This is a genomic window from Acidiphilium sp. 34-64-41 (genome assembly GCF_002282635.1).
GTDB lineage: Bacteria > Pseudomonadota > Alphaproteobacteria > Acetobacterales > Acetobacteraceae > Acidiphilium > Acidiphilium rubrum.
Genome location: NZ_NCJX01000022.1, coordinates 46,319 through 70,494 on the forward strand (window position 1 = coordinate 46,319; position 24,176 = coordinate 70,494).

At 64.3% G+C, this 24,176-nt stretch carries 28 protein-coding genes; 11 read left to right on the plus strand and 17 right to left on the minus strand.

What is annotated here, in order from left to right:
* Positions 1-17: 17 nt before the first annotated feature.
* The 3 genes from B7X49_RS06905 to B7X49_RS06915 are packed head-to-tail and all read left to right on the plus strand — an operon-like array spanning position 18 to position 2,871.
* Entirely contained in the window at positions 18-1,307 is a 1,290-nt protein-coding gene (locus B7X49_RS06905) for an L-fuconate dehydratase (RefSeq protein ID WP_286702721.1), read from the plus strand.
* Positions 1,307-2,056 carry an SDR family oxidoreductase gene (locus B7X49_RS06910; protein ID WP_286702720.1) on the plus strand — a complete coding sequence of 250 codons (750 nt, stop codon included), beginning with the start codon at positions 1,307-1,309 and terminating at the stop codon, positions 2,054-2,056. Before B7X49_RS06905 ends, B7X49_RS06910 begins: the two co-directional genes overlap by 1 nt.
* Positions 2,053-2,871 carry an amidohydrolase gene (locus B7X49_RS06915; protein WP_286702719.1) on the plus strand — a complete coding sequence of 273 codons (819 nt, stop codon included), beginning with the start codon at positions 2,053-2,055 and terminating at the stop codon, positions 2,869-2,871. The genes B7X49_RS06910 and B7X49_RS06915 overlap by 4 nt, the downstream gene beginning before the upstream one ends.
* Here B7X49_RS06915 and B7X49_RS06920 read toward each other — a convergent pair.
* The 3 genes from B7X49_RS06920 to B7X49_RS06930 all read right to left on the minus strand — a co-directional run bounded on the left by B7X49_RS06920 (position 2,859) and on the right by B7X49_RS06930 (position 6,667).
* The gene (locus B7X49_RS06920; protein WP_286702718.1) at positions 2,859-4,661 is read right to left on the minus strand and encodes an NAD(P)/FAD-dependent oxidoreductase; all 1,803 of its coding nucleotides are present in this window, start codon (positions 4,659-4,661) and stop codon (positions 2,859-2,861) included. The genes B7X49_RS06915 and B7X49_RS06920 overlap by 13 nt on opposite strands.
* Before the next feature lie 107 nt (positions 4,662-4,768).
* Positions 4,769-5,365, minus strand: a complete 597-nt coding sequence (locus B7X49_RS06925; RefSeq protein ID WP_286702717.1) for a glutathione S-transferase N-terminal domain-containing protein — start codon at positions 5,363-5,365, stop codon at positions 4,769-4,771.
* Between the two features lie 240 nt (positions 5,366-5,605).
* On the minus strand, positions 5,606-6,667 hold the full coding sequence (locus B7X49_RS06930) for a phosphotransferase family protein (protein ID WP_286702716.1): 1,062 nt from the start codon (positions 6,665-6,667) through the stop codon (positions 5,606-5,608).
* Between the two features lie 146 nt (positions 6,668-6,813).
* Between B7X49_RS06930 and B7X49_RS06935 the strand changes: the two genes are divergently transcribed.
* From B7X49_RS06935 to B7X49_RS06945, 3 genes are read left to right on the plus strand one after another with little or no spacing between them, the layout of a single operon-like run.
* Complete coding sequence (locus B7X49_RS06935; RefSeq protein WP_286702715.1) at positions 6,814-8,097, plus strand: acyl-CoA dehydrogenase family protein; 1,284 nt, start codon at positions 6,814-6,816, stop codon at positions 8,095-8,097.
* Complete coding sequence (locus B7X49_RS06940; RefSeq protein ID WP_286702714.1) at positions 8,097-9,071, plus strand: NADPH:quinone oxidoreductase family protein; 975 nt, start codon at positions 8,097-8,099, stop codon at positions 9,069-9,071. Before B7X49_RS06935 ends, B7X49_RS06940 begins: the two co-directional genes overlap by 1 nt.
* On the plus strand, positions 9,068-9,943 hold the full coding sequence (locus B7X49_RS06945) for an SDR family oxidoreductase (protein WP_286702713.1): 876 nt from the start codon (positions 9,068-9,070) through the stop codon (positions 9,941-9,943). The genes B7X49_RS06940 and B7X49_RS06945 overlap by 4 nt, the downstream gene beginning before the upstream one ends.
* A 6-nt stretch (positions 9,944-9,949) precedes the next feature.
* Here B7X49_RS06945 and thiL read toward each other — a convergent pair whose 3' ends face one another.
* Genes thiL through rpiB form a run of 9 tightly spaced genes read right to left on the minus strand, consistent with a single transcriptional unit; the run spans position 9,950 to position 16,920 of the window.
* On the minus strand, positions 9,950-10,891 hold the full coding sequence (gene thiL, locus B7X49_RS06950) for a thiamine-phosphate kinase (protein ID WP_286702712.1): 942 nt from the start codon (positions 10,889-10,891) through the stop codon (positions 9,950-9,952).
* Positions 10,888-11,388 carry a transcription antitermination factor NusB gene (gene nusB, locus B7X49_RS06955; RefSeq protein ID WP_286702711.1) on the minus strand — a complete coding sequence of 167 codons (501 nt, stop codon included), beginning with the start codon at positions 11,386-11,388 and terminating at the stop codon, positions 10,888-10,890. Before nusB ends, thiL begins: the two co-directional genes overlap by 4 nt.
* The gene (gene ribH / locus B7X49_RS06960) at positions 11,385-11,867 is read right to left on the minus strand and encodes a 6,7-dimethyl-8-ribityllumazine synthase (RefSeq protein ID WP_286702710.1); all 483 of its coding nucleotides are present in this window, start codon (positions 11,865-11,867) and stop codon (positions 11,385-11,387) included. The genes nusB and ribH overlap by 4 nt, the downstream gene beginning before the upstream one ends.
* A complete protein-coding gene (gene ribB / locus B7X49_RS06965; RefSeq protein WP_286702758.1) occupies positions 11,864-12,991 on the minus strand; it encodes a 3,4-dihydroxy-2-butanone-4-phosphate synthase in 1,128 nt (375 codons plus the stop codon). The genes ribH and ribB overlap by 4 nt, the downstream gene beginning before the upstream one ends.
* A gap of 14 nt (positions 12,992-13,005) precedes the next feature.
* Complete coding sequence (locus tag B7X49_RS06970; protein ID WP_029310573.1) at positions 13,006-13,620, minus strand: riboflavin synthase; 615 nt, start codon at positions 13,618-13,620, stop codon at positions 13,006-13,008.
* Entirely contained in the window at positions 13,620-14,714 is a 1,095-nt protein-coding gene (gene ribD / locus B7X49_RS06975) for a bifunctional diaminohydroxyphosphoribosylaminopyrimidine deaminase/5-amino-6-(5-phosphoribosylamino)uracil reductase RibD (protein WP_286702709.1), read from the minus strand. The genes B7X49_RS06970 and ribD overlap by 1 nt, the downstream gene beginning before the upstream one ends.
* Positions 14,711-15,166: a transcriptional regulator NrdR gene (gene nrdR / locus B7X49_RS06980; protein ID WP_029310571.1), complete on the minus strand. Its 456-nt coding sequence runs from the start codon at positions 15,164-15,166 to the stop codon at positions 14,711-14,713. The genes ribD and nrdR overlap by 4 nt, the downstream gene beginning before the upstream one ends.
* A gap of 6 nt (positions 15,167-15,172) precedes the next feature.
* A complete protein-coding gene (glyA, locus tag B7X49_RS06985; RefSeq protein WP_029310570.1) occupies positions 15,173-16,471 on the minus strand; it encodes a serine hydroxymethyltransferase in 1,299 nt (432 codons plus the stop codon).
* A complete protein-coding gene (rpiB, locus tag B7X49_RS06990; protein WP_286702708.1) occupies positions 16,468-16,920 on the minus strand; it encodes a ribose 5-phosphate isomerase B in 453 nt (150 codons plus the stop codon). Before rpiB ends, glyA begins: the two co-directional genes overlap by 4 nt.
* A 152-nt stretch (positions 16,921-17,072) precedes the next feature.
* On the opposite strand from rpiB, the gene hemB reads away from it, so the two are divergent.
* Positions 17,073-18,074 carry a porphobilinogen synthase gene (hemB, locus tag B7X49_RS06995; protein ID WP_286702707.1) on the plus strand — a complete coding sequence of 334 codons (1,002 nt, stop codon included), beginning with the start codon at positions 17,073-17,075 and terminating at the stop codon, positions 18,072-18,074.
* A 41-nt stretch (positions 18,075-18,115) separates the two neighbouring features.
* On the opposite strand, the gene B7X49_RS07000 is transcribed toward hemB, so the two are convergent.
* The 4 genes from B7X49_RS07000 to B7X49_RS07015 form a co-directional block, all read right to left on the minus strand.
* Positions 18,116-18,376 carry a GlsB/YeaQ/YmgE family stress response membrane protein gene (locus B7X49_RS07000; RefSeq protein WP_029310567.1) on the minus strand — a complete coding sequence of 87 codons (261 nt, stop codon included), beginning with the start codon at positions 18,374-18,376 and terminating at the stop codon, positions 18,116-18,118.
* A gap of 83 nt (positions 18,377-18,459) precedes the next feature.
* Positions 18,460-18,645, minus strand: a complete 186-nt coding sequence (locus B7X49_RS07005) for a CsbD family protein (RefSeq protein WP_286702706.1) — start codon at positions 18,643-18,645, stop codon at positions 18,460-18,462.
* Between the two features lie 135 nt (positions 18,646-18,780).
* Positions 18,781-19,062, minus strand: a complete 282-nt coding sequence (locus B7X49_RS07010; protein WP_029310565.1) for a DUF2312 domain-containing protein — start codon at positions 19,060-19,062, stop codon at positions 18,781-18,783.
* 83 nt (positions 19,063-19,145) lie between these two features.
* Positions 19,146-19,460 carry a DUF1244 domain-containing protein gene (locus B7X49_RS07015; protein ID WP_408735556.1) on the minus strand — a complete coding sequence of 105 codons (315 nt, stop codon included), beginning with the start codon at positions 19,458-19,460 and terminating at the stop codon, positions 19,146-19,148.
* Positions 19,461-19,564: 104 nt separating this feature from the next.
* On the opposite strand from B7X49_RS07015, the gene pyk reads away from it, so the two are divergent.
* The 4 genes from pyk to B7X49_RS07035 all read left to right on the plus strand — a co-directional run bounded on the left by pyk (position 19,565) and on the right by B7X49_RS07035 (position 22,731).
* Positions 19,565-20,989: a pyruvate kinase gene (gene pyk, locus B7X49_RS07020; protein ID WP_286702705.1), complete on the plus strand. Its 1,425-nt coding sequence runs from the start codon at positions 19,565-19,567 to the stop codon at positions 20,987-20,989.
* A gap of 63 nt (positions 20,990-21,052) precedes the next feature.
* Entirely contained in the window at positions 21,053-21,364 is a 312-nt protein-coding gene (locus B7X49_RS07025; protein ID WP_029310562.1) for an EthD family reductase, read from the plus strand.
* A gap of 96 nt (positions 21,365-21,460) precedes the next feature.
* Complete coding sequence (locus tag B7X49_RS07030; RefSeq protein WP_029310561.1) at positions 21,461-21,967, plus strand: hypothetical protein; 507 nt, start codon at positions 21,461-21,463, stop codon at positions 21,965-21,967.
* Entirely contained in the window at positions 21,907-22,731 is an 825-nt protein-coding gene (locus tag B7X49_RS07035) for a tyrosine-protein phosphatase (RefSeq protein WP_286702704.1), read from the plus strand. Before B7X49_RS07030 ends, B7X49_RS07035 begins: the two co-directional genes overlap by 61 nt.
* A 47-nt stretch (positions 22,732-22,778) precedes the next feature.
* Here B7X49_RS07035 and B7X49_RS07040 read toward each other — a convergent pair whose 3' ends face one another.
* Positions 22,779-23,852, minus strand: a complete 1,074-nt coding sequence (locus B7X49_RS07040; RefSeq protein ID WP_286702703.1) for an OmpA family protein — start codon at positions 23,850-23,852, stop codon at positions 22,779-22,781.
* Positions 23,853-24,176: the final 324 nt, after the last annotated feature.

Genomic DNA, 24,176 nt, shown 5'->3' on the forward strand with positions numbered 1-24,176 from the left:
AACGATGAAACGGGGAGATGACGCAGGTGCGGATTACCGGGTTTGAGACGTTCGATCTGCGGTTTCCGACCTCACGGCTGAAGGACGGGTCCGACGCGATGAACCCGGACCCGGATTATTCCGCCGCCTATGTCATTTTGCATACCGATCAGGACGGGCTGGACGGGCATGGCTTGACCTTCACCATCGGACGGGGAACCGAGATTGCGGTTGCGGCGATCCGCGCGATCGCACCGCTGGTGGTGGGGTTGGAGCTTGATTGGATCACCGACAATTCCGGGCGGTTCTGGCGGCATGTGACGGGTGATTCCCAGCTGCGCTGGATCGGGCCGGACAAGGGGGCGATCCACCTCGGGACCGCCGCCGTCGTCAATGCGGTGTGGGATTTATGGGCGAAGGCTGAAGGCAAGCCGGTCTGGCAATTGGTGGGCGAGATGAGCCCGGAGGCGTTGGTCCGCGCGATCGATTTTCGCTACATCACCGATTGCATCACGCCAGAGGAAGCGCTGGCGCTGCTGCGCGACGCGGCGGCCGGCAAGGACGCGCGGATGCAGACGCTGCTGGCGAAAGGGTATCCGTGCTACACCACCTCGGCCGGGTGGCTCGGGTATGACGATGATAAACTGCGCCGGTTGGTGCGCGAGGCGGTCGATCAGGGGTTTCGCTACATCAAGTTCAAGGTGGGCCAATCGGTCGAGGATGATATCCGCCGGTTACGGATTGCGCGCGAGATCGCCGGCCCCGCGTGCCGGTTCATGATCGATGCCAATCAGGTCTGGGAGGTGGATGAAGCGATCGACTGGGTCGGCCGGCTGGCCTTTGCCGATCCGTGGTTCATCGAGGAGCCGACCAGCCCTGACGATGTCGAGGGGCATCGGGCGATCCGCGCGGCGGTGGCACCGATCCGGGTCGCGACCGGCGAGATGTGCCAGAACCGGGTGATGTTCAAGCAGTTCATCATGCGCGGCGCGATCGATGTGGTGCAGATCGATGCGTGCCGGCTGGGCGGGTTGAACGAGGTGCTGGCGGTCTTGTTGATGGCCGCGAAATACCGGCTGCCGGTCTGGCCCCACGCCGGCGGGGTGGGGCTGTGCGAATATGTGCAGCATCTGGCGATGATCGATTACCTGGCGATTTCCGGCACGATGGACGACCGCGTGGTCGAATATGTCGATCATCTGCATGAGCATTTCATCGATCCCTGCGTCGTTCGCGATGCGGCCTATATGCCGCCGCGGGCGCCGGGCTACTCGATTGCGATCAAGCCGCAATCGCTGCGCGATTACGCCTTCACCGGAGCGCCGTGATGGAGATGGGTCTGACCGGAAGGGTCATTCTGGTGACCGGCGGGGCCGCCGGCATCGGTGAGGCGATCGTTGCCGCGCTGCGCGCGGAACATGCCGTGCCGATCGTGCTCGATCGCGCGGCGCGGCCGGTTGCGGGCGAGGCCTATGCGCTCGACCTTGGTGATCCGGCTGAATGTGCCGCGGCGGTGAGCGACGTGATCGAGACCCACGGCCGGATCGATGGGCTGGTCAATAACGCCGGGGTGAACGACGGCGCGGGGCTCGATGCCGGGGTCGCGGCGTTCCGCGCCTCGCTCGAACGCAACCTGGTGCCCTATTACACCATGATGCATCTGTGCGCGGCGCATCTGCGGGCGCGCCGGGGGGCGGTGGTCAATATCGCCTCGAAAGTGGCGCTCACCGGTCAGGGCGGCGCCTCCGGCTATGCCGCCGCCAAGGCCGGGCAGCTGGGCCTGACGCGGGAATGGGCGGCCGAACTCGCCGGAGCCGGGGTGCGGGTCAATGCCGTCGTGCCGGCCGAGGTCGACACGCCGATGTATCGGCAGTGGCTGGCAAGCATGCCCGATCCGGCGGCGCGGCGCGCGGCGATCACAAGGATGATCCCGCTTGGGGCACGGATGACCACACCGGCCGAGATCGCCGCGAGCGTGGTGTTTCTGCTGTCGGATGCGGCGCGCCACATCACCGGGCAGTTCCACCATGTGGATGGCGGTTATGTGCATCTGGACCGCGCGCTGACCGGGCTATGATCGTCGATTCCCATCTGCATGTCTGGCAGGTCGGGCGGGGGGATTACGGCTGGCTGACGCCGGATCTGCCGATCTGCCGTGATTTCACCATCGCGGATGCGCGGTCCGCTGCCAGCGGCGTCGATCGCGTGGTGCTGGTGCAGGCGGCACCGACCGCGGCGGAGACGGATTATCTGCTCGACGTCGCGCAGCACGCCGGCGGCTTCGTGCACGGCGTGGTGGGATGGACCGATCTGGCAGCACCTGACGCGGTCCGCCGGATCGAGGCGCTGGCCCGCGCGCCCGATCTGGTCGGGTTGCGGCCGATGTTGCAGGACATGGCCGATGCCGCTTGGATTCTGCGGCCTGACGTGGCGCGCGGGCTGGACGCGATGGCGGCGTGCGGGCTAGTGCTCGATCTGTTGATCCGCCCGCGCCATCTGCCGCATTGCCTCACCCTGGCGCGACGCCATCCCCAGCTCGCGATGGTGATCGATCATGCGGCGAAGCCGGACATCGCCTCGGATGACGTGACGGCGTGGTCGGACGGGATGCGTCGCATTGCCGGGGAGACCGATATCAGCTGCAAACTCTCGGGCCTGATCACCGAGGCCGGGCCGGCGCCGGCGTTCGCCGCGGTCGCGCCGGCGGCGCGCTGCGTGCTGGAGTGGTTTGGCGCGGCGCGCGTGATGTGGGGCAGCGACTGGCCGGTGCTGCGCCTTGCCGCCGATTACCAGCCCTGGCTCGCCGCCGCCCAGGCGCTGGTGCGCGATGTCATGCCCGCGGCGGCGGAGCCGGTGTTCGCGACCAACGCCCTGCGCTGCTACGCGCGGTGATGCACCGCCTGCCGGCCGTAAACCGCGCCGGCGATGCCTGCCATCCGGGCCTTGAGTTGCAGCGCCAGATAGAGGGAATAGTGCCGCGACTGGTGCAGATTGCCGCCGTGGAACCATAGCCCGTCCTGCTGGGTGGGCTTCCACATGTTGCGCAGCTCGCCCTCGAACGGGCCAGGGTCCTTGGTGGTGTCCGAGCCGAAGCCCCAGCATTTGCCGACCTTGTCGGCCACCTCCTGGCTGATCAGTTTCGCGGCCCAGCCGTTCATCGAACCATAGCCGGTGGCGTAGACGATCAGATCGGCGGGCAGTTCCGAGCCATCGCTGAGGACGACGGCGTGTGGCTTGATGGCCGTGACGCTGACGCCCGATTTCAGCTTGATGCTGCCGTTCGCGACCAGGTCGGACGCGCCGACATCGATGTAATAGCCCGAGCCGCGGCGGAGGTATTTCATGAACAGGCCCGAACCGTCATCGCCGAAATCGAGCATGAAGCCGGCCTGTTCGAGCCTGGCATAGAAATCGGCGTCGCGGCGCTTCATCTCGGCGTAAACCGGCTTTTGGAACTCGGCCATGATCCGGTACGGGATCGAGGCGAAGATCAGGTCGGCCTTGTCGGTGGTGATGCCGTTGGCCAGCGCCTGTTCGGAATAGAGCCCGCCCAGGGCGAGATCCATCAATGTGTCGGACCGCGCGATATGGGTGGAGGATCGTTGCACCATGGTCACGTCCGCGCCGTGCTCCCACAGCCCGGCGCAGATATCATGCGCGGAATTGTTCGACCCGATCACCACGGCGCGCTTGCCGGCATAGGCCTCGCCGCCGGGGTGGCGGCTGGAGTGGTGCTGCTCGCCCAGGAAGGTTTCGTGGCCCGGATAGCTGGGCACGTTGGGAAAGCCGGACACGCCGGTGGCCAGGACCAGATGCTGCGGCCGCAGCGTGATCGGCACGCCGTTGCGCAGAACCTCGATCACCCAGGTGCCCGCCGCATCGTCGTATCGGGCCGATTGTGCCTCGGTATGGGTCCAGTAATTCAGCTCCATGATCTTGACGTAGGATTCCAGCCAATCACCGATCTTGTCCTTCGGCGAGAACACCGGCCAGTGATCCGGAAACGGCAGATACGGTAGATGATCGTACCAGACCGGATCGTGCAGGCAGAGCGATTTGTAGCGCTTGCGCCAGCTATCGCCCGCGCGCTCGTTTTTTTCGAGAATGATGGTCGGCACGCCGAGCCGGCGCAGCCTGGCACCGAGCGCGATGCCGCCCTGACCGCCGCCGATGATGACGCAATAGGGCTGCTCGGTGATGCCGAGGCTGGCGGCTTCGTCATGACGTTCATCGAGCCATGATTTACGGCCGGGTTGGACGCCGTGCGCCGCCCCCATCGGGCGGGCGGCGCCGCGCGGTTCCTCGAACCCCTTGAGTTCGGTCATGGTGGTCAGCAGGGTCCAGCACAGACCCGCTTGCAGGCGGATATGGCCGCGGCCGCGCGCGGTGGCGGTTTCGAAGGTGAACCACCCTTCGGTCACGCCACCCGCCTCGCTCGCCTCACCCTCGATGATGAAATGTCTCGGTGCGATGTCCGCGAGGACTGTCGAGAGCATGTCGGTGATCTGGTCGCGACCTTCGACCGTCTTGATGTTCCAGGTGAAGGTGACGAGGTCGCGCCAGTAGCAATCGGCCGCGAACAGCGCGACCGCTCCAGCGACATCGCCGCGTTCCAGCGCGGCACCGAACCGGTCGAGCCAGCCTGTGACGGTCAGACTCGGTTGCGAGACAATGGCATCCATGGCGTCCTCCTGATTGTTTTCAGGCATTCAACCGCTGGTGGGCACGGACGTCAAATCGGGGATCAGGGCACGCATCAGGACGATGGCGCAAGGCCGATCGGGCGCGATCAGCCGGGTGGGACGGTTTCCGCAAAGACGCGATCGGTCGCGATGCCGTCGAACCAGGCGGCCAGCCGGGGCGCGTTGTTGCGCCAGGCTTCATCGGCGAAGCGGAAATCGAGGTAGCCGAGCGCGCAGCCGAGCGCGATGGTGCCGATGTCGAGCAATTTGCCTGGCAGATCGCGATCAAGCGTCGCGAGGCTGCGCTCGACGATTTGTTTCTGGCGCAGCATATAGGCGTCGCGCGCGGCTTCCTGGGGCTTGACGCTCTCCATCCGCCGCGACACCGCGGCATCGAGAATGCCATCGCCGATCGCCTGATGCTGCAACGCGACCCAGCGCGCCGCACCGCTGGCGGGAAACAGCGGCAGGGCTTCGCCAATCGTATCGAGATATTCACAGATCACCGGGCTGTCGAACAGGGCAAACCCGTCCGGCGTGACGAGGCACGGCACTTTCGACAACGGGTTGGCGGCGACCAGCGCGGCCGGGCTTTCGTGCGGATTGGTCGGGATTTTTTCGAGCTGCGCCTCGATGCCGCGCGCCATGGCGCAGGCCATCACCTTGCGAACATAGGGGCTGGTGGCAGAGTAGAACAATTTCATGGCCGGGACCTTTTGCTGGCGATCGCTCGATCGTGTGGGCTAAGCCATACAGGGCGGGCACGCTTGGGCGCAAGGTGACGGGGCGCGGGGGCAAGGGAAGGGTAAGGTCTTCTTTTTTGTGAACAAAAAAGAAGCAAAAAAAACTCTGTTAATCTGGGCCCGTGGCCGTGAAACCGCCCGCGCCCCAGAGTCAGAAAGTTTTTTGCTTCTTTTTTACAAAAAAGAAGTTCTAACCTGATCCTAACGCGCGCGCACGACGTTCCAACCGGTTTCAGCGACAGCGATGCACATGTCGTGCATGCGTCCCGCGCGTTCATCCGCCGCGTTGCCGGCGAGGGAGCGGGCGTAGACGCCTTCGACGATCGCGGCGGAGCGGAAAAGCGAGAATCCCATGAAGAACTGCCAGTGTTCGATCGCCGCGCGCCCGGTCAGGCTGGCGTAGAGGGCGAGCGCTTCGGCCTCGCTCATCAGCCCCATCGCGGCGACATCGATGCCCTGGTAGCCAGCCATAGCGGGACCCGATCCGGGCGGCAGGTGGTAGGACATGCAGCAATAGGCGAGGTCGGCGAGCGGATGGCCGAGCGTGGACAATTCCCAGTCGAGCACGGCCGCGATGCGGGGTTGGTCCTGATCGACGACCATGTTGCCGAGCCGGAAATCGCCGTGCACGATCGCGGTTTCGTCGCGCGCGGGGATGTTCGCACGCAGCCACGCGATCAGGTTGGTCATGGCCGGCAGGTCTTCAGTTTTCGAGGCCTCGTATTGGCGGGTCCAGCGATCGATCTGGCGGGCGACGTAATTGTCCGGCCGGCCGAAGCTTTCGAGCCCGACCGCACGGTAATCGACGCTGTGCAGCGCTGCGATCGCCTCGATCAGATTGCGCTGGATCGCCCCGCGATCGGACGCGCTGACGCCGGGCATCATGACATCGTGGAACACCCGACCTGCGACATGCGCCATGAGGTAGAAGCTCGTGCCGATAATCGTTTCGTCGTCGCAGTAGTGCAGCATCGGCGCGACCGGCACGGCGGTGGCAGCGAGCGCGCTCTGGATGCGGTATTCACGGTCGATCTGGTGGGCCGAGGGCAGCAGCGTGCCGGGTGGTTTTTTGCGCAGCACGTAGCGCTGGCCCGATGCCTCGATCAGATAGGTCGGGTTCGATTGGCCGCCCTGGAACTGGCGAATGACGGCGGGCGGCGTGAAGCCCGCGATGTGACGGGCGAGATAGTCGGTCAGCCGCGCATCATCGAGGCGATGCTGCGGCAGAACCTCAACCAGTTTCGGTGCCGATGCGTCATTCATGCAAGTTTCCTCCGCTTGGGAGGGAGCATCCTGATCGCGCCACGGCGTGTCAAGCTTGCGGCGCAATGCCGCATGGGGGACTTGCGTAACGCAAGGGCAAGCCGCACAATCGGGGAAAATTGCACGATGATAAGGGAAATGCCGCTATGGACTTCGACTATTCCACCAAGACCGAGGCCTTGCGCGCGCGCGTCGCGGATTTCATGGCGGCGCATATCTATCCGAACGAGCAGGCGCTGTTCCATACCGCGCACAGCCAGGCCGACCGCTGGCAGCCGCTCGCTTTGTTAGGCGAGATCAAGCAGAGGGCCAAAGCCGAAGGGTTGTGGAATCTGTTTCTGCCGCAGTCCGAGCATGGCGCCGGGCTGACCAATATGGAATACGCGCCGCTTGCCGAAATCATGGGGCGCAGCCCGTTCGGGCCTGAGGCGTTCAATTGTTCGGCGCCCGATACCGGCAATATGGAAGTGCTGACCCGCTATGCGGCGGCGGAGCACAAGGAGCGGTGGTTGAAGCCGCTGCTGGCCGGCGAAATCCGCTCGGCTTTCGCGATGACCGAGCCGCGCGTGGCATCGTCCGATGCGACCAATATCGAGACCGAGATCCGGCGCGATGGCGATGAATATGTCATCAATGGCCATAAATGGTGGATCTCCGGCGCGCCGGATCCGCGCTGCCATGTGCTGATCGTGATGGGAAAATCAGACTCGACCAACCCGGATCGACATAAGCAGCAATCGATGATCCTGGTGCCGTTTCCCCATCCCGGCGTCACCATGAAGCGTGCGCTGCCGGTGTTCGGCGATGATGATGCACCGCACGGCCATGCCGAGTTGATTTTTGACAATGTGCGCGTCCCGGCCGCAAACATTCTGTTAGGCGAGGGCCGCGGCTTCGAAATTGCCCAGGGCCGGCTTGGGCCGGGACGGATTCACCACTGCATGCGCTCGATCGGTGTTGCCGAACGCGCGCTGGAACGCATGATCCGCCGGCTGGAATCGCGCACCGCGTTCGGCAAGCCGGTTGCCGAGCAGAGCGTCTGGCGTGAGCGCATCGCGGAATCACGGATCATGATCGATCAGGCGCGGCTGCTGACGCTGAAAGCCGCGTATATGATGGACACGGTCGGCAACAAGGGGGCCCGGGCCGAGATTGCGATGATTAAGGTGGTGGCACCGAATATCGCGTGCAAGATCGTCGATTGGGCGATCCAGGCGTTCGGCGGCGGCGGGGTGGCGGATACCTGGCTGTCGAGCTCCTACGCCCATCAGCGCACCTTGCGACTGGCGGATGGCCCCGATGAAGTCCACCGGGACCAGTTGGCGCGGTTGGAACAGCGCCGCTATCAGAACACCGATCCGGCACGGTCGGGCGGCTATCCGAACGTGATGATCGCGGATGGATTGTCCGAACCGGGATTGCCGCTCTAATGCGCGCAATCGTCTGCGCGGCATGGGGCGGGCCGGAGACGCTGCAGCATCGCGAGATTGCCGATCCGGTCGCACGTGAGGGTGAGGTCGTCATCAAAATTCATGCTGCGGGCGTGAATTTTCCCGATGTTCTGATTATTCAGAAAAAATATCAGGTCCAGCCGACCCTGCCGTTCACCCCGGGCGCGGAAGTGGCAGGCGAGATCGAGGCGGTTGGCGAAGGCGTGACCGACTTCAAGATCGGCGATCGCGTTCTAGCCTTGTGCTCGACCGGCGGGTTTGCTGAGAAAATCGCGCTTAATGCGCATCTGTGCGTGCCGATCCCTGACCATGTGCCCTACGATGTCGCCGCAGGCTTCATTCTGGCGTTCGGCACCTCGCACCACGCGCTGATCGATCGCGGCGGCGTTAAGCAGGGCGATACCGTGCTGGTGCTGGGTGCGGCCGGAGGCGTGGGGCTGGCGGCGGTCGAGATTGCGAAGGCGCGCGGCGCGAAAGTGATCGCCGCTGCCTCGAACGATGCCAAATTGGTGATCTGCCGCGACCGCGGCGCCGATGCCACGATCAACTACAGCACCGAGGATTTCCGCGCCGCGATCAAGACACATACCGAGGGGCGCGGGCCCGATATTATTTTCGACCCGGTCGGCGGACGGTTTGCCGAACCGGCGTTCCGTTCGATTGCCTGGCGTGGCCGGTATCTCGTCATCGGCTTTGCGGATGGTGAAATCCCTAGCCTGCCGCTTAATTTACCCTTGCTCAAAGGGGCTTCGCTGGTGGGCGTGTTCTGGGGCGATTTCGCCCGGCGCGAGCCCAAGAACCAGATCGCGATGATGCAGGATTTGTTCGCGATGTTGCAGAACGGCCAGATCCGGCCGCTGATTTCGAAGGCCTATCCGCTGGCCGACACGGCGCAGGCGCTGCAGGACATGGCGGACCGCAAGGTGACCGGAAAAATCGTGGTGGTTCCATGAAGATTTTCAAAGATCGCATCGCCGTCATTACCGGGGCGGGCAGCGGCTTCGGGCGCGAGTTTGCCCGGATTGCGGCGGCACGGGGGATGAAACTGGCGCTGGCGGATATCCAGCAGGACGCACTCGATGCCATCACCGCAGAGCTTCAAGCTGCGGGTGCTGCGGTGATCGCGCATCGGCTCGATGTTAGTGACGCCGATGCGATGGATGGGTTCGCCGCCACCGTGTTCGATACCTTTGGCCATGTGCATCTGCTGTTCAACAATGCCGGCGTCGGCACTGGCGGCTTGATCTGGGAACATTCTGTTGCCGATTGGCAATGGGTGCTCGGGGTCAATCTGTGGGGTGTAATCCACGGTGTGCGCTGCTTCGTACCGCGCATGATCGCGGGCAAACATGAAGGTCATATCATCAACACCGCCTCGGTCGCAGGGTTGCTCTCGGCGCAGACGATGGGGCCGTACAATGTTTCGAAGCATGGCGTGGTCACGCTGTCCGAAACGCTGTTTCAGGATTTGCGGATCACCGGATCGAAGCTCGGTGTTACTGTGCTGTGCCCAGCCTTCGTCGATACCGGCATCAAGGATGCCGGGCGCAACCGGCCGACGGGTCTGACGAACACGACGCCGGCTACCGAGAGCCAGCGGCTTGCCGACGAACAGACGCGCAAGGCGGTGACTTCGGGGCGGCTGAGTGCTGGTGATGTCGCGGCAAAGACCTTTGCGGCGATCGAGGCGGATCAGTTCTACTGCCTGACGCATCCCCGGATTCTGGGATCGGTCGAGTTGCGGCTTGCGGATATCTTGGCACAGCGCAACCCGACCGATCCGTTTTCCTTCAAGAAAGACGTGGCGTTTACCGCGCCGGCCTGAACCGGCTCAGAAATGCTGCCAGCCTTGCCGGGCGAAATGTAGAGGGGTGCCTGAAGCATCGTTGATGATGATGTTGCTGTGCGCGGCGGTCATTGTGCCGATCCGCGTCAGCGGCACCGTGCCGCACGCGGCGCGCAGCGCAGGCTCGGCCGTGGCGGGTGCGGCCAGGATCAATTCGTAGTCATCGCCGCCGGTCAGGCGCGTTTCGAGCCAGGCATCGCCGGCAGCGCGCGCGGCGGATGATTGCGGCACCAGCGCCGCCTCGATCACCGCGCCGAGGCGTGCGTTGGTGCAGAGATGCGCGAGATCCTGGATCAGACCGTCGGACACATCGATCGCGGCATGAACCGGGCCCGCGAGCGGCAGGCCTATCCTTGGTTCTGGCAGCAAGCGGCGCGTGGAAAAAAAACCGCCCGGGTCAGCGATGTTGCCACGCGCCGCCTCCAGCCCCAGCACCGCATCGCCGATCGTGCCGGTCACGAAAATCGCATCGCCGGACCGGGCACCGGTGCGTAGCAGCGCCGTGCCGGGTGCTACGTGCCCGATCATGGTGACCGATGTCATGATCGGCCCGGTGGTCGAGGTGCTGTCGCCGCCAAACAGCGTGATGTTATAGGTGCGCTGATCCTGCGCCAGACCATCGGCAAAATCAGCAAGCCACGCCTGCGGTGTTGCCGCGCGCAACGCCGTGGTCAGCAAATACCCGATCGGCGCCGCACCCATCGCGGCGAGATCGGACAGGTTGCGGCGCAGCAGTTTGCGGGCGACGCAATCGGGCGGATCGTCGGGCAGGAAATGGATGCCTTCGATCATCTGATCGACGGTGAGCACCAGTTGCCGGCCCGGCGGCGGCGACCATACCGCCGCGTCATCGGTCAGGCCGAGCGCTGCTTCGTTCGCCAGGGGCGCGAAATATCGCGCGATCCGGTCGAACTCGCCGCCGCTCACCCGGCTTCGGTCTCGGCGAAATCGTTCGGGCGCAGAATCCGGGCCATGCGGTCGAGCACGGCGTTGCCGAGTTGCACGGCGTCCTCTTTCAAAAATCCGTGGGCAACATCGAGATATTCGTTGATCACGACCCGGGGCGGCGGCCCGTCGGTCATCCATAACTCGGCCCCGCCGGCGCGCAGCAGGGCGCGCAGCACCGGGTCGAGCCGCGCCATCGGCCAGGCTTCGGGCAGCAGGCTAACAATCATCGGGTCGATCACATCCTGCTGTTCGGTCGCCACACGCACGATGCGACCGAACAGCGGCGCATGCGCTTCCGGTACCCGGCCATCGGCCACGCCGGGCTTGCCGGGTAGCGCGCCGATGCGGTGGCGGATGAATTGTTCGATGACGGTTTCAGCCGTTTCGCCGTTCTGCTCGCATTGATACAGCGCCTGCACGGCGGCGACACGTGCGAGCGTGCGCGGCCGCACGCCCTTGCCCGATGCCGCGGTCATGCCGCCCCCAGAAGGCGTGCGAGCGCGATCTGCCTGAGGCAGGCGGCGGCGGCTTCCGCACCTTTGTTAGAGCCAGTCTCGGCCGACCGCGCCTCGGCCTGGGCGATGGTATCGACCGTCAGCAGCGCGGTGCCGAGGCAGATGCCGTATTGCACGGCGACGTTCATCAGCCCGTTCATGGCGGTGCTGCAGATGTAATCGTAATGATCGGTCTCGCCGCGCACGACGCAGCCGAGCACGACGAAACCATCGAACGCTTGTTTGCCGCGCAGCGCGATGCGCAGGGCCTGGGGAAGTTCGTAGGCGCCGGCGACATCGATGGTCTCGACCGTGGCGTTCGCTTCGGCCAGCAGGGCCCCCGCCGCAGTGGTCATGCCATCGACGATATCGCGGTAATATGGCGCGCGGATTATCAGCACATGCGGTGCGCCCCCCGGCACGACCGGCACAATGGGTGCCAGGGCATCGGCGGTGCTCATGGTGTTGCCTTGCCCTCGATCGGCAGTTGATCGACGATGTTCAACCCGTAGCCCTCCAGCCCGATAACGGCCCGCTTGTGATTCGATAACAAAATCATGTCGTGTACGCCAAGATCGGTCAGAATCTGTGCGCCGATGCCGTAGTCACGCAGCACGGTGCCGGTGCGCGCACCGCCCATGATCTGGGCGAGGCGCGTCGAGATCGCATCGGGCCTCGCCTCGCGGATCAGCACGACGACCCCCCTGCCCGCCTCGGCGATCTGTGCCATTGCGCGACGTAGGTCGCGAATATGATCGCCGCCGAGAATATCGTCGATCGTACTGATGGCGTGCATCCGCACCAGCACCGGTTCAGCCGCCGCAACATCGCCCTTCACCAGCGCGAGATGCTCGACGTGATCGACGGTGTTTTCGAAACTGACCATGCGCCATTGCTGGCCGGCCCCATCGGTCAGCGCGCCATCGCCGGTCCGGCGGACCAGTTTTTCGACGCGCCGGCGATAGCCGATCAGATCGGCGATCGTGCCGAGTTTGAGGTTGTGATATTGGGCGAAACTCACAAGGTCGGGCAGCCGCGCCATCGTGCCATCTTCGTTCATGATCTCGCAGATCACGCCGGCCGGGGTGAGGCCGGCGAGCCGCGCGATATCGACCGCGGCTTCGGTGTGGCCGGTGCGCACCAGCGTGCCGCCGTCACGCGCCATCAGGGGGAAGATATGGCCGGGTGTCGCGATATCGGCAGCACTGGATTCCGGATTGATCGCGACCGCGATGGTGCGCGCCCGATCCGCCGCCGAGATGCCGGTGGTCACACCCTCGCGCGCCTCGATCGAGACGGTGAAGGCGGTTTCGTGGCGCGAACCGTTCGATTGCGCCATCATTTTCAGGCCCAGCGTCTCGCAGCGCGCCTTGGTCAAGGCGAGGCAGATCAGGCCGCGCGCGTGTTTCGCCATGAAATTCACCGCATCCGGCGTCGCGAACTGGGCGGGGATCACCAGATCACCTTCGTTTTCGCGGTCTTCGTCATCCACCAGGATGAACATGCGCCCGGCGCGCGCTTCATCGATGATTTCCGCGGCCGAGGACAAATAGGTCTGCAGCGATGCCGTCTGCAATGCGTTCATCTTGCTCTGATCCATCACGAAACCTCCGCCAGCCGCGCGACATAGCGGGCCAGCATGTCTATTTCGACGTTCACCGCATCCCCTACCGCCAGCGTGCCGAAATTGGTGACGAGTTCGGTATGCGGGATGATATTGACGCCGAAGGTGTTGCCCTCGACCTCGTTGACCGTGAGTGACACGCCATTGATCGCAACGCTACCCTTGGGTGCGATGAACCGCGCGAGCGCCTGCGGCACGCTGAACTGCCAGCGGGTCGAGCCGTGTTCCGGCGTCATCGATATCACCGTGCCCAGACCATCGACATGGCCGGATACTACGTGGCCGCCAAGTTCATCGCCCATCCGCAGGGCGCGCTCCAGATTGATCGGGCTCTGTTCGGTCCAGGCGCCGAGCGTGGTCTTGGACAAGGTCTCGCCCGAAACGTCGACCGCGAACCAGTCGCTGCCAGCCTCGATCACGGTGAGGCAGCAGCCGGAGCAATTGATCGAGGCACCGAGCGCGATCCGGTCGAGATCCGCCCAAGCGGCATTGCGATCCGGCACGCCGATCACGAAGCGCGCGTCGCGCTCGGCGGTCGGCGGGGATTTGCTGGTCAGCCGCCCGACGGCGGTGATGATCCCGGTAAACATCAGTCCTGTCTCCGATAGGTTGCCAGGCGGTCCGCACCGCTGGCATTTGCGCTCAGCATGGTCAGTCGTTTCGCGGCGGCGAGTTCCGCAACGCCGAACCCGGCGATGGCGGCAATACCGTCGCCGCCGATCACCAGGGGGGCGGTGAACCAGGCGATCTGATCGACCAGATCGGCACGCAGCAACGAGGCCGCAAGGGTGCCGCCGCCTTCGACCAATAACCGCGTGATGCCCGCGGCACCGAGTGCCCGCAGGGCCGCCTGCGGCTCGACGCCGATTTCAGCGGCGGGCACCGCGAACAGGCGTGCGCCGAGGGCAGCAAAGGCATCATGCCGGGCGGGATCGGCGCCGTCGCGATGGATGATCCAGAGCGGATGCGCGTCGGCGCCGCGCGCGAGGCGGCTGTTCAGGGGCAGGCGCAGATGGGAATCGACCACGATGCGGATCATCGGCGCCGCGCGAAACCCATCGATCCGGCAGGTCAGTTCCGGATCGTCGGCCAGCGCGGTGCCGACGCCGATCATCACGGCGTCATGCGACCCGCGCAGCGTGTGGGCGGTGCGGCGGGACGCGTCGCCGGTGATCCATTGGCTGTCGCCGGTGCGCGTCGCGATGCGGCCATCCAGCGAGGTGGCGAGTTTCAGCGTGACGAGCGGCTGGCCGCGCTCGATCAGCGAGACAAACCCGGCGTTCACCGCCAGCGCCGCCGGCATCCCGACACCCTCGGTCACCTCGATGCCGGCCGCGCGCAGCATGGCGAGTCCCGCACCGTTTACCCGTGGATCGGGGTCGCGCATCGCGACGACGACGCGCGCCACCCCGGCATCGATCAGGGCTTGCGCGCAGGGCGGCGTGCGGCCGTGATGCGCGCAAGGTTCCAGCGTGACATATACAGTTGCACCGCGCGCCGCGGCACCGGCCATCGCCAGCGCCTGCGTCTCGGCATGCGGTCGCCCGCCGGTCGCGGTGCGGCCACGCCCCACGACCCGGCCGGCGTTGACGATGACGCAGCCGACGCTCGGGTTGGGTGCGGTCTCGCCCAGGCCACGCCGTGCCAGGCCGATGGCCGCGGCCATGCAGTCGGCATCGGTCATTTCGGCGGGTCCATCGCGCCGAGGAAGGTCTTGAAATCCTTGGCTTCGCGGAAGTCGCGATAGACCGAGGCGAAGCGGACATAGGCGACCGCATCGACCTCTTTGAGCGTGTCCATCACCAGTTCGCCGATCGCGGTGGAGGCAATTTCGGCATCGCCGGAGGCTTCGAGCTTGCGAACGATGCCATTGACGATCCGCTCGATCCGCTCGTCCTCGACCGGGCGTTTGCGCAGGGCGATCCGCACTGAACGGGCCAGCTTGTCGCGGTCGAAGGCGACCCGGCGCTGATCGGCCTTGACCACGACCAGTTCGCGCAGCTGCACGCGCTCCACCGTCGTGAAGCGCTGGCTGCATTGCGGGCAGAACCGCCGGCGGCGAATCGCACTGCCGTCTTCGCTCGGCCGGCTATCCTTGACCTGCGTATCGGCCTCGCCGCAGAACGGGCAACGCATCGGGCTTTACCGATAGATCGGAAAACGCTTGCAGAGTTCCAGCACTTTCGCACCGACGGCGGCTTCGACCGCGCTGTTCGCGCCATCGTTCGAGGCCGACAACCCATCGAGCACCTCGACGATATATTGGCCGACCAGGCGGAATTCGGCGGCACCGAAGCCGCGGGTGGTCGCGGCCGGCGTGCCGAGACGAATGCCGGAGGTCACGGCCGGTTTCGCCGGATCGAACGGGATGGCATTTTTATTCGCTGTCATGTGCGCGCGCTCGAGCGAGGCTTCGGCAGCCTTGCCGGTGACGTTTTTCGGCCGCAGATCGACCAGCATCAGATGCGAATCGGTGCCGCCGGTGACGATGTCGACACCGCCTTCGACCAGCGTCGCGGCGAGCACCTTGGCGTTTTCCGCCAGGGCTTTCTGATAGGCGCGGAACTCGGGGCGCAGCGCCTCACCGAAGGCGACCGCTTTCGCCGCGATCACATGCATCAGCGGGCCGCCCTGCAGGCCGGGGAACACCGCGGAATTGAACTTCTTGCCGAGATCGAGGTCGTTGCTCAGGATCATGCCGCCGCGCGGGCCACGCAGGGTCTTGTGGGTCGTGGTGGTGACCACATGGGCGTGCGGCAACGGTGAGGGGAATACGCCGGCCGCGACGAGGCCTGCGAAATGGGCCATGTCGACCATGAAATAGGCGCCGACCTCATCGGCCACTTTGCGGATGCGGGCGAAGTCGATCACGCGGGGATAGGCTGAGCCGCCGGCGATGATGATGCGCGGCTTGTGTTCGCGCGCCAGGCTTTCGAGTTCCTCGTAATCGAGCACGCCGTCTTCGCGGCGCACGCCATATTGCACCGGCTTGAACCATTTGCCGGACAGGTTCGGCGCCGCGCCATGGGTCAGATGGCCGCCGGCCGCGAGCGACATGCCGAGAATGGTGTCACCCGCGTTCAGCAGCGCCAGAAACACCGCCTGGTTGGCCTGCGCGCCGGAATGGGGCTGGACGTTCGCGTATTCGCAGCCGAACAACTGCTTCGCCCGGTCGATCGCGAGTTGTTCGGCGATGTCGACCGCGGCACAGCCGCCGTAGTAGCGCTTGCCGGGATAGCCTTCGGCATATTTGTTGGTCAGCACGGAGCCCTGGGCTTCGAGCACGGCGCGCGAGACGATGTTTTCCGAGGCGATCAGTTCGATGCCGTCCTGCTGGCGCGCCAGTTCCTGCGCGATGGCGGCGGCGAGATCGGGGTCGGTTTCCGCGAGGGATGCGTTGAAAAACCGGTCCATACTGGCAATCGGGGTCTGCTGGTTCATCGGGTCCGCTCCGGGTTGAGTTTCGCGAGCCGCAGATCGTGCCGCCCGCCTTGATAATCGGTCGAAAGGAAGGCGTGCAGCGCATCGAGCGCCACGACCTCACCGGTGATGCGCGCACCGAGGGCGAGCATATTGGCGTTGTTGTGCGAGCGTGACAACCGCGCTTCGGTCGCATCATGCACCTGGGCGCAACGGATGCCGGCGTGGCGGTTGGCGGCGATCGCCATGCCGATGCCCGAGCCGCAGACCAAAAGGCCGAGGTGTGCGTCGCCCGCCTCGATCCGGTCGCTCACCGCGTGCGCGATATCGGGGTAGTCGACGCTGGCGGGGCCGTTGGTACCGCAGTCGATCACGGTCCAGCCGGCATCGCGGGCCGCCTGGGCCAGCGTGTCTTTCAGGGCGTAGCCGGCGTGATCGGCGCCGACGACCAGGGTTTTCGCAATGCTCATTGCGCGGCTTTAGCACGTGGACCGTTTGGGGTGAAACAGGCCTTATTGCGCGGGCAGATGTGCCACGATGAGCGGCCAGAACGAGACAGAACTTGCGCAATTCGCCGCTTCGCGCGATGGCGTGATCACGGCCAGATACGAGGAGTTCTAGCATGATCACCGGCAGTTTCCCGACCACACGCCTCCGGCGCAACCGCGTCGATGCCTGGACCCGCCGGATGGTGGCCGAAACCACCCTGTCGGTCGATAATCTGATCTGGCCGATTTTTGTCCGCGCGGGCGATGGCGAACCGACGCCGGTGAGTTCGATGCCCGGCGTGGTGCGGGTCGGGCTCGATCGGCTGGCCGCGCATGTGGAGGAAGCGGCGAAGCTCGGGATTCCGGCGATCGCGCTGTTTCCCGCCACACCCACGGCATTGAAAGACGCGGAAGGCACCGAGGCGCTCAATACCGACAATCTGATCTGCCAGGCGGCGAGGCTGCTGAAGGCGGAGTTTCCCGATCTGGGGCTGATCGGTGATGTGGCGCTCGATCCTTATACCGATCATGGCCATGACGGCGTGCTGCGGGATAATTATGTCGCAAACGACGAATCGGTCGAGATTCTCGAGCGTCAGGCGGTCAACCAGGCGCAGGCCGGAATCGATATCATCGCACCGTCGGACATGATGGATGGGCGGATCGGCAGTATTCGCGCCGCACTCGATACCGAAGGGCTGATCCATACCAGGATCATGAGCTACGCGGCCAAATACGCCTCCGCGTTCTACGGCCCGTTTCGTGAGGCGCTGGGATCGAACGCGGCGCTGCGGGGTGACAAGAAGACCTACCAGATGAACCCGGCGAATTCCGACGAGGCGCTGCGCGAAGTCGCGATGGATCTCGACGAGGGCGCCGATATGGTGATGGTCAAGCCCGGGATGCCGTATCTCGATATCGTGCGCCGCGTGCACGATACATTCCATGTGCCGGTATTCGCCTATCAGGTGTCGGGCGAGTACGCGATGCTGGCATCGGCAATGGAATTGGGTCTGATCGACCGCGAGCGGGGACTATTGGAAACCCTGCTCGGCTTTCGCCGCGCAGGGGCTTCAGGCGTGTTGACCTATTTTGCGGTCGAGGCCGCGCGGCTGCTGAAGGCCTCGGCCGGCTGAACGATCGAACCATCCAGGGGCATTGCCCCTGGATTTTCAGTTCAGATGCGGCGACGGCCGCCGACCAGGGCGTGGTAGATCACCAGAACCACTACCGCGCCGATCACCGCGACGATTAGACTATAGATATTGAAGCCGGTGACGCCGACGCTGCCGAAGGCGTTGAAAATGAATCCACCGACGATCGCACCGATGATGCCGAGCACCATGTCGAGTACGATGCCCTCACCCTGCTTGTTGACCAGTTTGCTGGCGATAAAGCCCGCGATCAGGCCCAGAACGAGCCATGCAATAATACCCATGTGAAGTTATCCCTTTGTCAGTTTGAAAAACGGCCGCCGACCGGCCCCGGCCGGTGGCAGCCATCGTCAGGAAAAAGCCCGGTTCAGCGCTTGACGGCGTCGCGAACCTTATCCTTGGCTTCGCCAACTTTGCCTTGAGCCTTGCCGGCCACCTGATCGGCCTTGCCTTCGGCTTCGGTCTGCTTATTGCCGGTCACCTTGCCGACGGCTTCCTTGACACTGCCTTTGACTTGCTTGGCGGCGCCTTCAACGCGATTATGGTCGACCATCGCTTCGCTCCTTGTCTCTGTTGTGCAGGGCCGGATCGAACCGGCCTTTCGTGCATCACAGATAGGCGAGCGAGCAAACGGATCGAGAGTGTGCCATCATGATTCTGGTAATATTACCAAAACAACATGACCCGTTCAGGCCATGCCGAGCGCGCGCCGATAGACATCGATCAGCATTTCCTGTTCCTCGACCTCGGCGGGTTCCTGCTTGCGCATACGGATCAACTGACGCAGCACTTTGACATCGAACCCGGCGGACTTGGCCTCGGAATAGATATCCTTGATGTCGGACGCCAGAGCCTTGCGCTCTTCTTCGAGGCGCTCGATGCGCTCGACGATGCTCTTCAACCGATCGGCGGCAATATTGCCGGTGGTTGCGTGGTCTGCGGTCGCCTGGTCAGCGGTATCGAATGCCATCGGGGATCTCCAGCCTGAGGGGAGCGGGCGGGATAGAGCCGCGCCGCGACCCGGTCAATGGCCTGTTGATCGGCCTTGGGGGTTCAATGACCGGACTTGGCCGCTGCGGCAAACGCAGCCTGCTGGGCCGGTGATGCGCCTTTTTGGTGCAGTGCCTGCCATTCCTTGTAGGGCATGCCGTACACGATTTCGCGCGCTGCCGGATCGGCGATGTCGATGCCGCGCTCGGCAGCCTCTTCGCGATACCAGCGGGAGAGGCAATTGCGGCAGAACCCGGCCAGGTTCATCAGGTCGATATTCTGTACGTCGCTGCGCTCGCGCAGATGCGCGACCAGGCGGCGAAACGCGGCGGCTTCGAGTTCGGTGCGGGCTGCATCGTCGATTGTGGTCATGTCCATAACGTCCATCTCCTTACCGGTGCGGCGTGTGGTCAGGGCCGCACTTGTTTGCCATACGGTGGTCTAGCAGAACCAGCGCTCCAGCGCGACCAAAGGGGACAAAAATGGCATCTCGGCTCAGGCGGCACCGGCGCACCAAAATCATCGCGACCCTCGGCCCGGCAAGCTCCACGCTCGAAATGCTCGGGCAGTTGTTCGAGGCGGGGGCCGATGTGTTCCGGCTCAATTTCAGTCACGGCAGCCATGAGGATCACGCAGCGCGGATCGAGATGATCCGTGCGCTGGAGCATAAGTTTGACCGGCCGATCGGGATTCTGGCGGATATTCAGGGCCCGAAGCTGCGCGTCGGCCAGTTCCGCGGCGGGCGTATCCAGTTGCAGACCGGTTCGGAGTTCCAGCTCGACCTCAACCCCGCGCCCGGCGATACGCGCCGCGTCAATTTGCCGCATCCCGAGATCATCGCGGCGGCCAGCATCGGCGCCACGCTGCTGCTCGATGACGGCAAGTTGCGCCTGCGCGTGCTGCGCAAACGAGAGGATCATCTGCTGACCGAAGTGGTCAACGGCGGCCCGCTGTCGGACCGCAAAGGTGTCAACGTGCCGGATGTGGTGCTGCCGATTCCGGCGCTGACCGCGAAGGACCGGATCGATCTGGAATTCGCCTTGCAGCATGGCGTCGAATACATCGGCCTGTCCTTCGTGCAGCGCGCCGAAGACGTGCTGGAAGCCAAGGCGATCGCGGCCGGCCGCGCCTTGATCATGACTAAGATGGAAAAACCCCAGGCGCTCGATAATCTCGATGCGATCATGGATGCGTCGGATGCGGTGATGGTCGCGCGCGGTGACCTTGGCGTGGAGTTGCCGCCCGAGGAAGTGCCGATCGCGCAGAAGCGGATCATCCGCGCGGCGCGCTCGCGCGGCCTGCCGGTCGTGGTGGCGACGCAGATGCTGGAAAGCATGATCTCGGCCCCCGCGCCGACCCGCGCCGAAGCCTCGGACGTCGCGACCGCGGTGTTCGACGGGGCGGATGCCGTGATGCTGTCTGCCGAAAGCGCCGCCGGCCAGTATCCGCGTGAAGCGGTGAACATGATGGATCGGATCATCGCGCGGGTGGAGCGCGACGAGGACTGGCGCCTCGGCATCGATGCCAAACGCCCCGATCTCGAGCATTCCTCGGCCGATGCCATCGCCCGTGCGGCCGACCAGGTGGCACATACTATCGGCGCCCGCGCGATCGCCGCCTTCACCAATTCCGGGGCCAGTGGGCTGCGGGTAGCGCGCGAGCGGCCGCATTGCCCGGTGATCGGCCTGACACCCTCGATCGATACCGCCCGGCGGCTCGCGCTGGTGTGGGGGGTGCACGCGCTGGTGACCGAGCAGGTATTTTCGATGACCGAGGCCGTCAATCTTTCGGTGCGGCTGGCGCGCCAGGAGGGCTTCGTTCAGCCCGGCGAGGAGTTGGTGGTGGTAGCCGGCGTGCCGTTCGGCCAGAGCGGTAGCACGAATGCATTGCGGGTCGCCAAGGTGTAGCGCCTGGGTTGCTTCGGTCCAACGACCACGGCAGTATGGGGCAAACTTAACGAGGGAACGACCATGATCACGATTTCTGTGCTGTATCCGCAAACCGCCGACGCCACCTTCGACATGGCCTATTATCACGCGACTCATATGAAGATGGTCCATGACCTCTGGGGCTCGATGGGTCTGCACGGCGCACGCGTGATGAAGGGCGTGCCCGGTCCGGATGGTGCCGCACCCCAGTTCGGTGTGATCACGCTGCTCGAATTCGAGAGCATGGCGGCGTTTGGCAAGGCAGCGGCGGCGCACGGCGCTGCGATTATGGGCGATGTTCCGAACTTCACCAATGTGACACCGGTGCTGCAGTTCAACGAGGCCGCGAGCTGAACGCCATAATTTACTTTACTTTTCGATAGTTCCAAGACTAAGTGAAGGCGGTCGGGACAATGCCCGGCCGCTTCGGTTCATTGTGTGGGGATTTTTATGCGCCGTACCGCCAGCCGCATCGCCTTCGGCCTCATCGCCGCGACGTTCATGGGCGGCAACGCCATGGCTTGCATGGTGCCCAGCACGCAGCAAGCGCTCGACGTCATCGGCCTGAAGAGCACGCTGATGGTCAGCGCCCTCACCTGCGACCAGCGCAGCGATTACGATACCTTCATGACCAAGTTCCACGCGCATATTCTGGACGAGCAGCATTCGGTGGATGCTTATTTCCGTGAGGAACATGGCCGGCTGTTCCATACCTACGAGGATAGTTACGTGACCAGCCTTGCCAATGTGCAATCCTCGGCGGGTATCCACGAGGGCAGCGAATTCTGCAATCAGAGCAAGACACTGTTCGGCCAGGTCCTTGCGCTGAATTCGCAATCCCAACTGGACGATTTTGCCCGCCAGACGCCGGCGATTCAGCCGATCGTGGTGCTCGAATGCGGCATCGTCGAAAGCAGCGCGTTCCGCCGGATGGAGCGCCTCGCGCCGAAGCCGTGATCTTGCTGGCCGGCGCGCCCAATTTTCGTGCCGTCGATGCCTTGCCCGCAAGCGGCGGGCGCAGGCTGCGGCACGGGATGGTTTATCGATCAGGTGCGTTATCGGCACTGACCGATACCGATATCGCAGCGATCGAACCGCTCGGCATCAAGCTGGTATGTGACCTGCGCAGTGCTGCGGAGCGCCGGCGGTTTCCGACTCTCTGGCCCGCGCTGGCACCCGCCCGAACCATCGCGATGCCGGCCGAAACCGACCGGGAAGCCGGCATGCAACCGCTGATCGACCGGTTGGCGCATGAACCTGGCCCGGACGGCGCGCGGCGGGCGATGCTCGACCTGTACGCATCATTGCCACGCCTGCTCGCACCGGCGCTGCAGGCCACACTCGAGGCCGCCGCGAGCGGCTGGGGCGTGCCGATGCTGCTGCATTGCCATGTCGGCAAGGACCGGACCGGCGTTGCGGTCGCGTTGATTCTGACCGCGCTGGGAATTGAACCGGCGGCCATTGCGGCCGATTACCGTGAGACCGCCAACCGGATCGACATTGCGGTTGAAACCCGCCACTTCGCACGGACCTTGGGAACGGTGCTAGGGCGTGTCATCGATCCGGGCACGCTGGATCAGTTGGGCCGCACCGATCCCGCCTATCTCGACGCCGCGTTCGCCGCAATCGACCAGACCTGGGGCGGACCCCAGGGGTATTTCGATGCCATCGGCATTACCGCCAGCGGCCGGGACCGGCTCCAGTCGCTGTTGCTGGCATAAAAAAACCCGGCCGAGACCGGGGTTTTTCAAAGTCATTCGAGCGAAAATCAGTTCAGGATGATTTCCACGCGGCGGTTCTGCGGCTCGCGCACGCCAGGGCCCGTGGGGACCAGCAGATGCGTTTCGCCGTAGCCCTTGATCACGATGTCGCTCTTCGGCACGCCATCGGTCACCAGCTGGGCGGCGACGTTGTCGGCACGGCGGTACGACAGCTTCTCGTTGTAGGCCGGTGTACCCGAGGTATCGGTGTAACCGTTCACGTTCAGGCTGGTCACATGAGTGGTCTGCGATGCCTTTGCGGCCTCGGCCACGATCTGCGTCGCACGCGGGGTCAGGTCGGCCTTGTTCCAGTTAAAGAACACCAGATAGGTCCGCGCCGGCGCTGGAGCCGGCGCTGCAACCGGGGTCGCCGCCGGCGCCGGCGGCGCTGGGGGCATCGGTGCGAACAATTCATAGTTCAAGCCGACCAGAACCATGTTGTTGGAATCTGGCCCGACCTTGAACGTCGCTGGAACGCCGCCTTCAGTGCCCTTGTAATGTTCATTGCCGACCGTCGCGAGGTAGCGATACTGCACGGTGGCGGACAGGCCGATTGCGCCCGGTATTGGGAACGACAGCCCGACGATCGCCTGATAGGCGAAAGCACCGGGTGTGCTGTTGATATAGGCACCGTTCGCCGGCGTCTTCACGTTGCGCAGATCCAAGAACTGGTAACCCACGCCGGCGCCGATGAAGGGGTAGATATAAGGGCTGCTGATATCGAAATCGTATAACCCGTTCAGCATCGCACCGTATTTGCGTTCGGTTCCGCTCGCAGGGACCTGCCCGATTGCACTGTCGACTTTGTGGGCCTGGTTGTCGAAGTAATCGCCTTCGAGTTCGACCCGGAACCCGTTGCCAAAGCCGTAACCCACCGACGCCTCGCCGGTGAAGCCATTTTTGAACAGAGTGCGCTCATGCAGGTTGGTCTCGACACCGCTGATCGCGTAGCCTTTGGTCTCGCGGCCGTTCATGACATTGTAACCGATGCCCGCGCTCACGTAGGGGCCGGTGACCGGTTGGGCACTGGCGGCGATCGGCAACAGGAACAGGCCCGCGACAACACTGCTCGCCATCAACATTTTGCGGAACTTCATTTACCGTCTCCTGATTTCCTGTCACGATCCTGCGCCGACGCGACGCCTCACGCTTCGCATAGATAGCATTGCACCAGCGCCAAATCAGGGTTGGCCGCAGGGTCCTGCGGGATTTGAACGCGGCGTTGCACCCACGCCACACGCAACCATGCCGATTTATCGATCCCCCATAAAAAAACCCCGGCCGAGACCGGGGTTTTTCAAAGTCAGTCGAGCGAAAATCAGTTCAGGATGATTTCCACGCGGCGGTTCTGCGGCTCGCGCACGCCAGGGCCCGTCGGGACCAGCAGATGCGTCTCGCCGTAGCCC

Bases quoted from the DNA above. Each gene is read 5' to 3' on its own strand.
- B7X49_RS06905 (WP_286702721.1), top strand. From the start codon at position 18: ATGACGCAGGTGCGGATTACCGGGTTTGAGACGTTCGATCTGCGGTTT.
- B7X49_RS06910 (WP_286702720.1), top strand. From the start codon at position 1,307: ATGGAGATGGGTCTGACCGGAAGGGTCATTCTGGTGACCGGCGGGGCC.
- B7X49_RS06915 (WP_286702719.1), top strand. From the start codon at position 2,053: ATGATCGTCGATTCCCATCTGCATGTCTGGCAGGTCGGGCGGGGGGAT.
- B7X49_RS06920 (WP_286702718.1), bottom strand. From the start codon at position 4,661: ATGGATGCCATTGTCTCGCAACCGAGTCTGACCGTCACAGGCTGGCTC.
- B7X49_RS06925 (WP_286702717.1), bottom strand. From the start codon at position 5,365: ATGAAATTGTTCTACTCTGCCACCAGCCCCTATGTTCGCAAGGTGATG.
- B7X49_RS06930 (WP_286702716.1), bottom strand. From the start codon at position 6,667: ATGAATGACGCATCGGCACCGAAACTGGTTGAGGTTCTGCCGCAGCAT.
- B7X49_RS06935 (WP_286702715.1), top strand. From the start codon at position 6,814: ATGGACTTCGACTATTCCACCAAGACCGAGGCCTTGCGCGCGCGCGTC.
- B7X49_RS06940 (WP_286702714.1), top strand. From the start codon at position 8,097: ATGCGCGCAATCGTCTGCGCGGCATGGGGCGGGCCGGAGACGCTGCAG.
- B7X49_RS06945 (WP_286702713.1), top strand. From the start codon at position 9,068: ATGAAGATTTTCAAAGATCGCATCGCCGTCATTACCGGGGCGGGCAGC.
- nusB (WP_286702711.1), bottom strand. From the start codon at position 11,388: ATGACCGCGGCATCGGGCAAGGGCGTGCGGCCGCGCACGCTCGCACGT.
- ribH (WP_286702710.1), bottom strand. From the start codon at position 11,867: ATGAGCACCGCCGATGCCCTGGCACCCATTGTGCCGGTCGTGCCGGGG.
- ribB (WP_286702758.1), bottom strand. From the start codon at position 12,991: ATGAACGCATTGCAGACGGCATCGCTGCAGACCTATTTGTCCTCGGCC.
- B7X49_RS06970 (WP_029310573.1), bottom strand. From the start codon at position 13,620: ATGTTTACCGGGATCATCACCGCCGTCGGGCGGCTGACCAGCAAATCC.
- ribD (WP_286702709.1), bottom strand. From the start codon at position 14,714: ATGACCGATGCCGACTGCATGGCCGCGGCCATCGGCCTGGCACGGCGT.
- nrdR (WP_029310571.1), bottom strand. From the start codon at position 15,166: ATGCGTTGCCCGTTCTGCGGCGAGGCCGATACGCAGGTCAAGGATAGC.
- glyA (WP_029310570.1), bottom strand. From the start codon at position 16,471: ATGAACCAGCAGACCCCGATTGCCAGTATGGACCGGTTTTTCAACGCA.
- rpiB (WP_286702708.1), bottom strand. From the start codon at position 16,920: ATGAGCATTGCGAAAACCCTGGTCGTCGGCGCCGATCACGCCGGCTAC.
- hemB (WP_286702707.1), top strand. From the start codon at position 17,073: ATGATCACCGGCAGTTTCCCGACCACACGCCTCCGGCGCAACCGCGTC.
- B7X49_RS07000 (WP_029310567.1), bottom strand. From the start codon at position 18,376: ATGGGTATTATTGCATGGCTCGTTCTGGGCCTGATCGCGGGCTTTATC.
- B7X49_RS07005 (WP_286702706.1), bottom strand. From the start codon at position 18,645: ATGGTCGACCATAATCGCGTTGAAGGCGCCGCCAAGCAAGTCAAAGGC.
- B7X49_RS07010 (WP_029310565.1), bottom strand. From the start codon at position 19,062: ATGGCATTCGATACCGCTGACCAGGCGACCGCAGACCACGCAACCACC.
- B7X49_RS07015 (WP_408735556.1), bottom strand. From the start codon at position 19,460: ATGGACATGACCACAATCGACGATGCAGCCCGCACCGAACTCGAAGCC.
- pyk (WP_286702705.1), top strand. From the start codon at position 19,565: ATGGCATCTCGGCTCAGGCGGCACCGGCGCACCAAAATCATCGCGACC.
- B7X49_RS07025 (WP_029310562.1), top strand. From the start codon at position 21,053: ATGATCACGATTTCTGTGCTGTATCCGCAAACCGCCGACGCCACCTTC.
- B7X49_RS07030 (WP_029310561.1), top strand. From the start codon at position 21,461: ATGCGCCGTACCGCCAGCCGCATCGCCTTCGGCCTCATCGCCGCGACG.
- B7X49_RS07035 (WP_286702704.1), top strand. From the start codon at position 21,907: ATGCGGCATCGTCGAAAGCAGCGCGTTCCGCCGGATGGAGCGCCTCGC.
- B7X49_RS07040 (WP_286702703.1), bottom strand. From the start codon at position 23,852: ATGTTGATGGCGAGCAGTGTTGTCGCGGGCCTGTTCCTGTTGCCGATC.